The following is a 12,606-nucleotide window of genomic DNA, read 5'->3' as shown; positions in this document are numbered from 1 at the left end:
ACTACACGATGCTCATTCACCCCAATTTCGACCCTGTCGCCATCCATCTGGGGCCGCTCGCCGTGCGCTGGTATGGCTTGATGTACCTCGTCGCATTCGTCGCGGCGATCGTCGTCGCCCGGCTGCGGCTGCGGCTGCCGTATGTCGCCGCGCAAGGCTGGACCGCGAAGGATATCGACGACATGCTGTTCTACGGCGTGCTAGGTACGATCCTCGGCGGCCGGCTCGGCTATGTGCTGTTCTACAAGGCGAGCTTTTATTTCGCGCATCCGCTCGACATCTTCAAGGTGTGGGAAGGCGGCATGTCGTTTCACGGCGGCTTTCTCGGCGTGACGATCGCGATGATGCTGTTCGCTTATCAGCGCAAGCGCTCGTGGCTGCAAGTCACCGACTTCGTCGCGCCGATGGTGCCCACGGGCCTCGCGGCGGGGCGCCTCGGCAACTTCATCAACGGCGAGCTGTGGGGCCGCGTGACCGATCCGTCGGCGCCGTGGGCGATGCTGTTTCCCGGCGCCGCGCCTGACGACGCCACATGGCTCGCCGCGCATCCGCAACTGGCCGCGCAATGGCATCTGAACGAAGTGTTCGCGCAATATCACATGCTGCCGCGACATCCGTCGGAGCTGTACGAGATCGCGCTCGAAGGCGTGGCGCTGTTCTTCGTGCTGATCTTTTTCTCGCGCAAACCGAAGCCGCTCGGCGCGATTTCCGCGATGTTCCTGATCGGCTACGGCCTGGCGCGCTTCACGGTCGAATTCGCGCGCGAGCCGGACGATTTCCTCGGCCTGCTCGCGATGGGGCTGTCGATGGGGCAATGGTTGTCGCTGCCCATGATTCTCGCGGGCATCGGCCTGATGGTGTGGGCGTATCGCCGTGGGCGTCGCGAGCCGGCGCAGGCGGTTGGCGCGAACTGAGTGGCGCTCGGCTAGCGTAGCGAGTGTTGCATGAAAAAACGCCACGGCATCGATGGATGCCGTGGCGTTTTCTGTTTGGGCTTGCGCTTGCGCGTCACTTCATCTGCACCGACCCCGACACGTTGACCGTCACCGTCGACGTGCCGCCTTCGAGCGACAGCGGCGCGCTCTTCGCGTCGGCGCCCATCGCGCGTGCGCTCATCATCATCATCGGACGCGGCATCACGCCGCTGTGATTCACGTTGACCTCGCGGATCGAATAGCCGCTAAAGCCGAACGCCTGCGAGGACGCCGCGGCCTGCTCGCGAAACGATTTGATCGCCTCGCCGCTGAGCCGCTGTTCGGCTGCGCGCTGCGCTTGCGGCGACAGCGAGAAACGCACGTTGCCAACCTGCATGATCGATGCCATCTGTCCGGCGAGCTTCGATGCCGCGGCAAAGTCGCGCGATTCGAGCACGACTTCCGTGCGGCCGCGCCACGTCGTGATGCGTCCGTCGCGGTCCGTCGACGGGAAGATCGAGAACGCGCCCGAGCGCGCGGTCACGCCGCTGACGCCGCGCGCTTTCTGCAATGCCGCGTCGGCGCGTTCGTTCAGCGTCGACGTCAGCGACGACGGCTCGCTCGCTTCCTGCTCGTAAAACAGCGTGATTTCGACTTCGTCCTGCGGGACTTCCGCGCTCGCCTGCGCATTCAGCGACAGCACGCCCGAGGGCTGCGGCATCATGGTCTGCGCTCGAGCGGGCGCAGGGTTCAGTGCAAGTGCCACAGGCGCGCCCAAGGCGAGCGCAAGTGCGAGGGACCGTGCGGTTTTTGTCGTCATGACTGGAATCCTTGTTTGAACAGGTTGTGCACGTTCGACGCGAGCGCCGGGTAGTGGCGCGCGGTTTGACGGATGCGCTGGCGAATGCATCGGCTTGCCGTCGAGCGGCCGGTTCGAGTTCACGCTTTCGTCGACCGATTAGGCGCGTTTTACCGACGCTTGGTTCCCCAATTAGTGCTTCGCCGCCGCATCGGAAACGATGACCTGGATGCGATCACGACAGGTGCCGCGTCGCGCGTTCGCCCTTAAACCAGCTGTTTAGTGATGAAGCGCCATTCGGCTTCGGTCACCGGCGTGATCGACAGGCGATTGCCTTTGGCGAGCACGCGCATGTCCTGCAATTCGGCATGCTCGCGCAGCGCGGCAAGCGGAATCAGCCCGATTTTCTTCTTGAACACGACGTCGACGAGCATCCAGCGCGGCGTTTCCGGCGACGATTTCGCGTCGTAGTACGGACTCTTTTTATCGAACTGCGTAGGGTCCGGATACGCGCTCGACGAGACCTCCGCGATGCCCGCGATGCCGGGCTCCGGACAGCTCGAATGATAGAAGAGCACGCCGTCGCCGACCTGCATCACGTCGCGCATGAAGTTGCGCGCCTGATAGTTGCGTACGCCGGTCCACGGCAAGGTGCGATGTGGTGCGTTGGCGAGGTCGTCGATGCTTGCTTCGTCCGGTTCGGACTTCATCAGCCAGTAGCGCATGAATCGGAGTGAGCGTGTGAGATTGAACGAAGCGCAACAACAGCAGGCGCGTACGGAAAAGCCCCTGAAAAAGGCGCTCAAACGAAAAAACGACGACCAAAGAAAAACGGCATCGAACCGAAGTCCGATGCCGTTCCAGATAAGGTCCCCGCCTTAGCCGCTAGGCCGGCATCCTGAACCGAGGGTTCAGAATTGGTCGCAGTTAGCAACACTTCGGGTACATCAGACTGAGTGACGCGCACACCCGTGCTACAAATTTCCGCAACCGTGCACATGGCATTGGTTCAAGGAATGTATGACCTTGGCGAACCAGGCAGGGAAGCTAAACCGATGAAGCTACAACCCAAACCGTTCAACACGTGACCGATTCGAAACCGGCCCACTACTGCTTACTGCAAGCTGTACTGCTCGATCACAGTACCTAGCTGTTCGTTCATTTGCTGCATTGTACGCCGGATTTCTTCAGCAGGAAATGCTTCTCCGTGTCGCACGCTGCTTTGCAGTTTAAGCAGTTCCGATGCCAGCGACAGCGCAGCCATCACCGCGATGCGATCGGTGCCGCGCACGTTGCTGCCGCTGCGGATTTTCTTCATCTCGGCGTCGACGCGCGCGACCGCCTCGAGCAGCGCGCCTTCCGTTTCCGGCGAGCAGGCGAGACGATAGGGTACTTCGAGAATCGATACTTCGATCTGCTTGGTGGTCATGCGCTTTCTCCGTGTCGGCTCACGTCGCTTTCCGCTTCCTCGTGTCCGGGCTGGGCGGACTCGAGCAGATCGAGCTGGTTATCCGGTTCGCTGCTCGCGCGTGCGCGCGGCAATTTTTCGAGAATCGCATTCAGGCGCACCTGAGCGTCGTCGATCTTGGCGGACAGCGCGTCGCGTTCCGCCTGCAGTGCGTCGCGCTCTTCGCGCAATTGCGCGAGTTCCGCATGCGTGGCTTGCACTTCGGCACGCGTTTGCGCGAGCTGCTCTTCGAGCGCGAGCCGCGCTTCGTTGTGGCGCTGGCTGATCGCAATCAGCTTGCCGATGTTCTGGGAGAGTGATTCGAGTTCGGTGAGCATGTGCTGCGTCCTCTAAAGACATCGCATTTTAGCGCGGAATATTACAGGTTCCGACAATTGTCTCGTTTCGAGACGTAACAGCATCGCTTCGTGCAGGTTCGTTGGGTGTCGCGTCGTCGACCATAAGGTAAAAAACCGGTAATCCATCGGACAATAAGCTGCATTCAACAGAACCGATTGCGCTCCGGTTGACCTTTCTTGACGCCCCGCGAGGCCGCTCGTAAACTTCCCGCACTCTGGTGCCCGCGCGCGCTTCTCGGCGCGCGCAGTTAAACGGGAAGCAGGACGCGCGCGGTGCCAAAACCGGATGCGCGAACCTGCGCTGCCCCCGCAACGGTAAGCGACCGCATGTGATGTGCTCATGCAGGTCGGTCCTGGTCGCAAGGTTGGAAGTTCAACGTGCGAGTGTGCCACTGCGCGTCACGCGTGGGAAGGCGGGATCGATGTGTCGTAGCCCGGATACCGGCCAGAAAAGAGGGACGTCCCCCGCGAAAACGCTAAACAAGGGGGCGCCTCGTGACGCGTCGGCCTGCGGGGAAGCAGGCCGCGCACGCTATCCACAGGAATGTCATCCCATGCTGTCCCCCATCGCCCGCGCAACGCTGCTCGCGTTCGCGAGCCTGCCGCTCGTCGTGCATGCGCAAAGCGCCGAGCCCGCGTCTTCATCGTCCGCGACGGATGCAACCGCTGCGAGCGCCGCAAACGTTGCCGACGCGGCCAATCTCACTTCCACCGATGCATCGGGCAACGTGCTGTCGCCGATCGTCGTGACCGCGCAACGCGGACCGCAAGCGTTGCGCGATGCGATCCCGCAGACTACGCAGTTCGATCAGCAGGACATCGCCGACACGACCGCGACCGATCTGCCCGGCCTGTTGCAACTCGCGCCAGGCGCGCAAATCTCGCGCACGGGTGGCCCCGGTTCGACCACGAGCCTCTTTCTGCGCGGCGCATCGTCGACGCAATCGCTGCTGCTGATCGACGGCGTGCGCGTCGATTCGGTGAGTCTCGGCTCAGCTCAACTCGCACAGATTCCGCTCGATCAGGTCGATCACGTCGAAGTGGTGAACGGCAACGTGTCGGCGTTGTATGGTTCGGGCGCGATCGGCGGCGTCGTGCAGGTGTTCACGAAAGACGGCGGCGATCATCCGCCGCGTTTCAATTTTTCGGTCGGCTACGGCAGCTATCACACGCAGACGCAAACGGCCGGCGTGAACGGCGCGCTCGATCAGGACGGCCGCACGACCTTCAACATCTCGCTCGCGCGCACGAAGGACGACGGCTTTTCGTCGCTCAATCCGCTCGAGGCGCCGAACGCGAATCCGAACGCAAACGGCAATCTGAACGAGAGCATCAGCGCGTCGCTGCGTCACAAGTTCACCGACAGGTGGGACGCGGGCGTCAGCTACTTCCAGTCGAACAACGACAACAGCTACGACAATGCGTACGGCGAGCCCACCGATCTGAACAATCTCTATAGCAAGGTGCGTCAGGTGTCGGTATTCGCGAACGGCAAGCTGACCGACTGGTGGACCACCCACGTCACGCTCGCCGAGGGCGACGACCGCAGCGTGTCGAACACCAATGGCATCTACAACGGCCGCTTCGATACCGACAATCGCCAGTACACGTGGCAGAACGATTTCGCGCTCGCCGCGAACCAGAAGCTGCAACTCGGCTACGAGCATCTCGACCAGACGCTCGACTCCGACACGTTCGCCGCGCCCGACCGTCGCGTCGATTCGGTCTTCGCGGGCTACAGCGCGCGCTTCGGCCGCAACCAGATTCAGGCCAACGTGCGACGCGACCAGTACTCCGATTTCGGTGGGGCGAACAGTTACTATCTCGGCTACGGATTCGACATCACGTCGCGCTGGAAGGTAACCGCAAGCTATTCGGATGCGTTCCGCGCGCCGAGCTTCGACGATCTGTACTATCCGATCAGCGGCAACCCGTCGATCCAGCCCGAGCGCAGTCATTCGGTCGAAGCCGGTTTGCAGTACGCGACCGATGCGCTCGGCGTGATGCGTCTGAACGCATTCCAGACGCGCTATACGAATCTGATCGACTACGTGCAGACGATCCCCGGCATCTACCTCGCGGAGAACGTCGGCCGTGCGAAGGTGCAGGGACTCGAGGGATCGTGGAGCGGTCATGTCGGCAAGACCGACGTGCGCGCAACGGTGACGCTGCAGAACCCGGTCGATCTCGACAACGGTACCGACCTCGTGCGGCGCGCGCGTCGGTTCGGGTCGTTCGCGGTGAACCGCAGCATCGGTGGATGGCGGGTTGGCGGCGAGTGGATCGTCAGCGGTCCGCGCACCGATAGCACCGGCAACCTCGGCGGTTATGGCATCGTGAATCTGTCGGCGCGCTACAACGTCACCAAAGCTTGGTACGTCAGTGCGCAAATCGACAATCTGTTCAACAAGGATTATGAAACGGCCTACTCGTATAACTCGCCGCGACGCGGTGCGTATCTCACGCTCGGCTGGCAGCAGCAGTGACGCGCGCGCCGAGGTGGCCGCATGCGTGAACGCACGCGGATGAGCCGCGCGTCCGCTTCGCTGTGCGCCGCGATGGCGACGCCGCGCCCGATGAACGCGAAACGCGCGGCCGCGATCTGGCTCGGGCTCGCGCTCGCCGCCATCGCGGTGCTCGGCGCCTCGCTGGTGCTCGGCAGTGTGCCGCTCGCGCCGTCGCGCGTGCTTGCGGCGCTCGTGCCGACGCACACGTTCGGCGGCACGGGCAGCGACGATCTCGCCGGCGAAATCGTGCGTACGTTGCGTTTGCCGCGCGCGCTCGCGGGCTTCGCGTGCGGCGCGTTGCTCGCGCTCGCCGGCGCGCTGCTGCAGGTGCTGCTGCGCAATCCGCTGGCCGAGCCATACGTGCTCGGCGTGTCGGGCGGCGCGGCGACGTTCGCGCTCGTTGCGATGATCGCGGGCGGCGCATGGTGGCTCGTCGATGCGAGCGCGTTCGCGGGTGCGTTCGTGTCGATCCTGCTGGTGCTCGGCCTCGCGCGTCGCGAGCTATGGCGCGGCGAGCCGCAGGACACGTCGCCCCGTTTGCTATTGACCGGCGCGGTGATCGCGGCCGGGTGGGGCGCGCTGATCACGCTGCTGCTCAATCTCGCGCCCGACAGCCGTCTGCGCGGCATGCTGTTCTGGCTCACCGGCGACCTCAACGGCGGCGCGCTGCCGTGGACCGCGCTGATGGCGCTCGCGCTCGTGCTGCTCGCGATCGTGCCGGCCGCGCCGCGTCTGAACGTGTTGCTGCGCGGCGACGCGGCCGCCCAGGCGTTGGGCGTCGCCGTGATGCCGCTGCGTTTGCGTGTGTACCTGGTCGCGTCGCTGGCGGCGGCCGCGGCGGTGACGACCGCGGGCACGATCGGCTTCGTCGGTCTCGTCGTGCCGCACATGCTGCGGCTCGCGTTCGGCAACGATCAGCGCATGCTGCTGCCGGCGGCCGCGCTCGGCGGCGGTGTCGCGGTGATGGGCGCGGATCTGATCGCGCGTACCGTGATCGCGCCCGCGCAATTGCCGGTCGGCGTGATCACGTCGCTGGTCGGCGTACCGGTGTTCCTGTGGATGCTGCTCAAACGCCGCCGATGATACGAGCCAAACCCAGCCCCACCTGTTCGATGCTGAGCACGCAGCGCCTCACGTTGCGCGCCGGCGCGCGCACCTTGCTCGACGCGTTCACGCACACGTTCCATGCGGGCGAAATCTGGTGCATCGCCGGGCCGAACGGCGCGGGCAAGACCACCTTGCTATCGACGCTGGCGGGGCTGTTGCATCCGGCGGCGGGCCATGTCGAACTCGATGGCGTGCGCGTGGCCGACTGGCAGCCGCTGCCGCTCGCACGGCGCCGCGCGCTGATGCCGCAAAGCGCGGCCGATGCGTTCAACGCAAGCGTGCTCGACATCGTGCTGCTGAACCGCTTCCCGCATCTGGGCGGCTGGGGCTGGGAGCGCGACGAGGATCGCGCGGCCGCGCGGGCGGCGCTCGAACGGCTCGGCCTTGCGGACTTTGCGGCGCGCGACGTGCTGTCGCTATCGGGCGGCGAGCGTCAGCGCGTTGCCCTCGCGGCGGTGCTGTGCCAGGACGCGCCGCTGTTGCTGCTCGACGAACCGTTGTCGCATCTCGACCTGCATCATCAGGTCGACTGTCTCGAAGCGCTCGTCGCATGGACGCGCGAACCGCGCCGCAGTGTGCTGTTCTCGTGCCACGACCTGAACCTCGCGCGCCGCTTCGCGACGCACGCGTTGCTGCTCGACGGCGCGGGCGGCGCGTATGCGGGCCCAGTGCGCGACGTGCTGACGCCCGCGTTGACGAGCCGCGCGTTCGGCTATCCGCTGATTCTGATTCGCGACGGCGAGCACGAGGCGCTGATACCCGCGCCGCGCGCGCGTCACGAATCGCCTGCCGGCCATGACGCACAGTCAGGCTGATATTTATTCCTATCCCTTGTTTCGATCACACCTATGACTCGCATCCCACACCCAGCCGGTTTGCCCGAAGTCGCGCCGCTCGATCAGACGCTACGCGCCGAACTGCAGCGGATCATCGATACGCGCACCAAACCGCCCGGCAGCCTCGGCCGGCTCGAAACGCTGGCGCGCCAGATGGGCCTGATCCAGCGTAGTACGCGTCCCACCGTGCAGCGTCCCGCGATGATCGTTTTCGCGGGCGACCACGGCATCGCCGCCGAAGGCGTGAGCCCCTATCCGCAAGCGGTGACCGCGCAGATGGTCGCGAACTTCATCGCGGGCGGCGCGGCGATCAACGCGCTCAGTCGCGTCGCGGGTCTCGAACTCGAAGTGGTCAACGCGGGCATCGCGACGCCGCTGCCGTCCACGGACCGACTCGTCGACATTCCGGTCGGGCCCGGCACGCGCAACTTCGCACACGAAGCCGCGATGACGCACGCCGAAGCGCTCGCCGCGATGCAGGCGGGCGCCGCGCGCGTGCATCATCACGCGGCGCTCGGCACAAACGTGATCGGCTTCGGCGAGATGGGCATCGCGAACACGTCGGCGGCCGCGTGTCTGATGAGCCGCCTGTGCGGTGTGCCGATCGACGACTGCGTCGGCCGCGGCACGGGTCTCGACAATGCCGGACTCGCGAAGAAGCGCAACGTGCTCGCGGCGGCGCTCGCGCGCCATGCGGATGCACGCGCGCCGCTCGACGTGCTCGCGACCTTCGGCGGCTTCGAAATCGCGATGATGGCGGGCGCGTATCTGGCGGCCGCCGAGGCGCGCATGACCATCCTCGTCGATGGCTTCATCGCGACGTCCGCGCTGCTGGTCGCCGATGCGTTCTCGCCCGACGTGCGCGAGTACTGTGTGTTCGCGCATGCGTCGAACGAGGCTGGGCATCGGCGCATGCTCGATCATTTCGGCGCGCAGCCGCTGCTGTCGCTCGACATGCGGCTCGGCGAAGGCACGGGCGCCGCGCTCGCGGTGCCGTTGCTGCGCGCGGCGGTGGCCTTCGTCAACGAGATGGCCAGCTTCGATTCGGCGGGCGTCGCCGATCGCGAACCGTGAAGCGCACGAGCACGCGCTTCGCGATAACGCGAAGCTCGGCCCGCAGCGCCGTGAACCTGCACTCGCCACGTTCATGAACCCGCTCGCGGAACTGCGCTATTTCTTCACGGCGCTCGGTTACTTCACGCGCGTGCCCGTGCCGCGCTGGGTCGGTTTCGAGCCGCATTATCTGAACGCCGCGGCGCGCTATTTTCCGCTCGTCGGCGTGTTGGTCGGCGGCTTCAGCGCGCTCGTCTATCTGGCCGCGCTGCGCGTGTTTCCGGCGAGTGTCGCGGTGCTGCTGTCGATGGCCGCGTCGCTCGTGGTCACGGGCGCATTTCACGAGGACGGTCTCGCCGACTGCATCGATGCGTTCGGTGGCGCCTATACGCGCGACGATGCGCTGCGCATCATGCATGACTCGCGCATCGGTGTTTTCGGCGCCATCGCGCTCGTGATCGCTCTGGCGATCAAGTGGCAAACGCTCGCGGCATTGCCGCCGCTGCGCGCCGCAAGCCTGATGCTTGCGGCGCATGGCGCGAGCCGCGCGTGCGCGATCAGTTACCTGGCCACGCTCGACTATGTGCGCGCGGCCGGCAAAGCCAAGCCGGTCGCGCAGCGTTTGAGCGGGCCGGCGCTGTTGTGCGCCGCGCTGTTCGGGCTGCCGTGGCTGCTGTGGCCGAACGGCCCCGGCATGCCCGACTGGCGTTTCGCCGCGCTCACGTGTGCTGTGCTGTTCGCGCTGCGCTTCGCGATGGGCCGTTATTTCGTCAGACGCATCGGCGGCTATACCGGCGACTGCCTCGGCTTCGCGCAGCAGATCTTCGAATTGAGCATCTACCTGGTGGGGCTTGCATGGATATCGTCCTGATTCGACATCCCGCTGTCGCGCTCGAGGCGGGGGTTTGTTACGGCCATAGCGATGTCGCGTTGGCGGAAAGCGCCGAGGTCACGTCCAATGCGTTGGCGGTGAAGCTCGCGAGCTTGCAGGTGCCGGCGCCGCGGGTGCTGATCACGAGTCCGCTTACGCGCTGCGCCGCGCTAGCGACCGAGATCGCGAACGACTTCGGCTGCGTGGTCAGCCACGACGAGCGCTTGAAGGAAATGGATTTCGGCGAGTGGGAAGCGCAGCGCTGGGATACGATCGATCGCGCGGTGCTCGACGACTGGGCCGCCAATTTCGAACATGCGCGCGCGCACGGCGGCGAGAGCGTCGCGCAATTCGTCGCGCGTGTGCGAGCGTGGTTCGATGCGTTCGCGCTGACGCGCGAGCTGTCGCCCGCATACGTGGTCACGCACGCGGGCGTGATGCGCGCGATCGCGTCGTGGGTGCTGGAGGTGCCGCTCGCGCATTGCCTGCAGTGGTCGCTAGATATGACGGGGATCGTCTGGTTGCGACGTAACGACGAGACGCTGCAGTGGTCGCTCGTGCGATGGAATGCGTGACCCGCGTGGTCATCCGGAAAACTGATCCTTTTTTCTCGCCACACGCGGCGCCGTCATGGCGCGGGCTGCTTGCTGCGCGAGCGCGCCAGTTCGAGGTCCTCGCACAGTTGCCGCGCGCCTTGCGCGATGCGCGGCGCGGGGCGATTGATCAGATCGCCGTCGATCGCAAACAGGTTGTTGTTCGCGACGGCCGCGAGGCCCGGCCATGCGCGCCATGTGTCGAGTTGCGGCAGCATCGTGTCGGGCCGCGTCGCGCCGGGCGCGGCGGTGACGATCGCCTGCGGATTCGCCGCGAGCACCGCTTCGATCGACACGGTCGGCACGAGCGGCTGCAGGTCCGCGAACACATTGCGGCCGCCGCATAGCGTGATCACGTCGCTGATCATGTGCTCGCCGTTGAGCGTCATCAGCGGCCGGTCCCATACCTGATAGAAGACGCTGACGGCCGGGCGGTTCGCATACCGCGCGCGCAGACGGGCGATGTCGTCGCGGAAGGCGGCCGCCGCCGCATCCGCGCTCGCCGATGTGCCGAGCAGCCGGCCGAGCTTGGTCAGCGACACGGCGATATCGTCGAGACGGCGCGGCTCGCTGAAAAAGAGCGGCACGTGTAGCTCGCGCAAGCGTTCGAGCTGGCGCTGCGCGTTGCCATGCCGCCATACGACGATCAGGTCCGGTTTCAGCGCGACGATGCGTTCGAGGTCGAGCGCCTTGTTGTCGCCGACGCGCGGGAGTTGCTTCGCTTCGGGCGGATAGTCGCTGTACGACACCGCGCCGACCATCTTCGGGCCGCCGCCCGCGGCGTACAGCAATTCAGTCACGTGCGGGGCGAGGCTGATCACGCGCTGCGCGGGCGCGGCGAGCGTGACGGTCGCGCCGCTGTCGTCGGTGACGGTGATCGCGGCGTGCGCGCTCAGTGCGGTCAGCGCGAGCGCTGCGGCGCCGAACCAATCGATCAAGCGGTGCGCGGGCGGGGCAAAGCGGATGGAACGAGCAAAGCGGATCATCGGACGAGGGCGGATCACGAAGCGTTGAGCGGCTTGGGTGCGAAGGTCACTGCGCTAACTCGACCGCGCGGTATCGATCGAGTCAACCGCCTGTTGCAACTGTTGCTCGAAGCGGGTCCATTCGGCTTCGTCGCCCGGCAGCCCGAAGCGCACGCTGGCCGACGGCACCCGAAGCGATGGCGGAAAAAGACGCGTCCACACGCCGCGCCGCGCGAGCGCTTCATGCAACGCGGCGGCGCGCGCATCGTCGGTCCATGCGAAAAGCGGCGTGCCGCGTGTCGCGAAACCGTGCGCATGCAACAGCCCGGCAAGCCGCGCGCTGTCGCCGATGAGCCGCTCACGCATGCGCGTTTGCCACGCGGCATCGTCGAACGCGGCGCTCACCGCATGACGCGCGGGACCGCTGACGGTCCACGCCCCCAGCCTGTCGCGCAACGCGGCGAGCAATGCGGGCGCGCCCAGCACGAAGCCGGCGCGCACACCCGCGAGCCCGAAGAACTTGCCGGGCGAGCGCAACACGACGAGCCCGTCCCGGTGCGTATGCGCCGCCAGCGACGCGACCCGCGCGGCCGGCAGCGTATCGGCGAACGCTTCGTCGACGAGCAGCGTGCCGCCGCGTTCGCGCAGCTGCGCGTGCCAGTGCAGCAGCCTGGCGGCATCGATATGCGTGGCGGTCGGATTGTCGGGGTTGACGATCGCGACGTGCGTGAGCGCGGCGGGCAGCGTGTCGCGATGCACGTCGAGCGGCGCGACCGCGTGTCCGGCGCGCGCGAACGCGGGCGCGTACTCGCCGTAGGTCAGCGGCGCGATGCCGACCGTCGCGGGCGACAGCAACGCGGGCAGCGCGCGAATCGCCGCCTGGCTGCCGGCGACGGGCAGCACGTGCGCGGCATCGGGCGCGCCGTAGTAGCGCGCGGCCCGCTCGGCGAAGCCGTCGCCTTCGTCGGGCAAACGGCGCCACGCGTCGGCGGGCAGCGGCGGCACCGGATAGCCGTGTGGATTGATGCCCGTCGACAGATCGAGCCACTGCGCGTACGCAATGCCGTAGCGCGCCGCCGCTTCATGCAGGTTGCCGCCGTGCGCGATCGGGCCGCTTGCGGCGTGCTCGCGCGGTTGCGTCCAGTCGGTCATGCG

13 protein-coding genes, 1 other RNA gene and 1 riboswitch are annotated in these 12,606 nt (G+C 66.2%); of the genes, 7 read left to right on the top strand and 7 right to left on the bottom strand.

From position 1 onward, the window contains the following. The first annotated feature begins 8 nt into the window (after positions 1 to 8). Entirely contained in the window at positions 9 to 914 is a 906-nt protein-coding gene (lgt, locus tag F6X37_RS14345; protein ID WP_187611785.1) for a prolipoprotein diacylglyceryl transferase, read from the top strand. Between the two features lie 94 nt (positions 915 to 1,008). Here the strand turns inward: lgt and F6X37_RS14340 are convergent, their stop codons facing one another. The 5 genes from F6X37_RS14340 to F6X37_RS14320 form a co-directional block, all read right to left on the bottom strand. Then, positions 1,009 to 1,734, bottom strand: a complete 726-nt coding sequence (locus F6X37_RS14340) for an SIMPL domain-containing protein (RefSeq protein WP_187611784.1) — start codon at positions 1,732 to 1,734, stop codon at positions 1,009 to 1,011. A 245-nt stretch (positions 1,735 to 1,979) separates the two neighbouring features. After that, positions 1,980 to 2,438, bottom strand: a complete 459-nt coding sequence (locus F6X37_RS14335) for an EVE domain-containing protein (protein WP_187611783.1) — start codon at positions 2,436 to 2,438, stop codon at positions 1,980 to 1,982. A 141-nt stretch (positions 2,439 to 2,579) separates the two neighbouring features. Further along, positions 2,580 to 2,761: non-coding RNA, 6S RNA (gene ssrS, locus F6X37_RS14330), on the bottom strand. 66 nt (positions 2,762 to 2,827) lie between these two features. Further along, positions 2,828 to 3,142 carry a cell division protein ZapA gene (locus tag F6X37_RS14325; protein WP_018419691.1) on the bottom strand — a complete coding sequence of 105 codons (315 nt, stop codon included), beginning with the start codon at positions 3,140 to 3,142 and terminating at the stop codon, positions 2,828 to 2,830. Further along, entirely contained in the window at positions 3,139 to 3,498 is a 360-nt protein-coding gene (locus F6X37_RS14320) for an ATPase (protein ID WP_090803421.1), read from the bottom strand. Before F6X37_RS14320 ends, F6X37_RS14325 begins: the two co-directional genes overlap by 4 nt. A 220-nt stretch (positions 3,499 to 3,718) precedes the next feature. Continuing rightward, a riboswitch (cobalamin riboswitch) is annotated at positions 3,719 to 3,984 on the top strand. 89 nt (positions 3,985 to 4,073) lie between these two features. Here F6X37_RS14320 and F6X37_RS14315 point away from each other — a divergent pair. From F6X37_RS14315 to cobC, 6 genes are all read left to right on the top strand, one after another. Further along, positions 4,074 to 6,005 carry a TonB-dependent receptor domain-containing protein gene (locus F6X37_RS14315; protein ID WP_187611782.1) on the top strand — a complete coding sequence of 644 codons (1,932 nt, stop codon included), beginning with the start codon at positions 4,074 to 4,076 and terminating at the stop codon, positions 6,003 to 6,005. Between the two features lie 39 nt (positions 6,006 to 6,044). Then, a complete protein-coding gene (locus F6X37_RS14310; protein ID WP_187611863.1) occupies positions 6,045 to 7,109 on the top strand; it encodes a FecCD family ABC transporter permease in 1,065 nt (354 codons plus the stop codon). A gap of 29 nt (positions 7,110 to 7,138) precedes the next feature. Then, on the top strand, positions 7,139 to 7,948 hold the full coding sequence (locus F6X37_RS36860; protein WP_410451339.1) for an ABC transporter ATP-binding protein: 810 nt from the start codon (positions 7,139 to 7,141) through the stop codon (positions 7,946 to 7,948). Positions 7,949 to 7,981: 33 nt separating this feature from the next. Next, positions 7,982 to 9,043: a nicotinate-nucleotide--dimethylbenzimidazole phosphoribosyltransferase gene (cobT, locus tag F6X37_RS36855; RefSeq protein ID WP_262419916.1), complete on the top strand. Its 1,062-nt coding sequence runs from the start codon at positions 7,982 to 7,984 to the stop codon at positions 9,041 to 9,043. A 73-nt stretch (positions 9,044 to 9,116) separates the two neighbouring features. Beyond that, positions 9,117 to 9,893, top strand: coding sequence for an adenosylcobinamide-GDP ribazoletransferase (locus tag F6X37_RS14300; RefSeq protein WP_187611781.1), 777 nt, complete (start codon positions 9,117 to 9,119; stop codon positions 9,891 to 9,893). Next, entirely contained in the window at positions 9,878 to 10,468 is a 591-nt protein-coding gene (gene cobC / locus F6X37_RS14295; RefSeq protein WP_187611780.1) for an alpha-ribazole phosphatase, read from the top strand. The genes F6X37_RS14300 and cobC overlap by 16 nt, the downstream gene beginning before the upstream one ends. A 53-nt stretch (positions 10,469 to 10,521) precedes the next feature. On the opposite strand, the gene F6X37_RS14290 is transcribed toward cobC, so the two are convergent. Together F6X37_RS14290 and cobD are read right to left on the bottom strand one after the other, a co-directional pair. Further along, positions 10,522 to 11,472 carry a cobalamin-binding protein gene (locus F6X37_RS14290; protein WP_262419915.1) on the bottom strand — a complete coding sequence of 317 codons (951 nt, stop codon included), beginning with the start codon at positions 11,470 to 11,472 and terminating at the stop codon, positions 10,522 to 10,524. A gap of 54 nt (positions 11,473 to 11,526) precedes the next feature. Then, the gene (gene cobD / locus F6X37_RS14285) at positions 11,527 to 12,603 is read right to left on the bottom strand and encodes a threonine-phosphate decarboxylase CobD (protein ID WP_187611778.1); all 1,077 of its coding nucleotides are present in this window, start codon (positions 12,601 to 12,603) and stop codon (positions 11,527 to 11,529) included. Between the last annotated feature and the right edge of the window lie 3 nt (positions 12,604 to 12,606).

This window comes from Paraburkholderia sp. 31.1 (assembly GCF_014397645.1).
GTDB classification, from domain to species: Bacteria; Pseudomonadota; Gammaproteobacteria; order Burkholderiales; family Burkholderiaceae; genus Paraburkholderia; species Paraburkholderia tuberum.
This window is presented reverse-complemented; position numbering and strand designations above follow the sequence as displayed.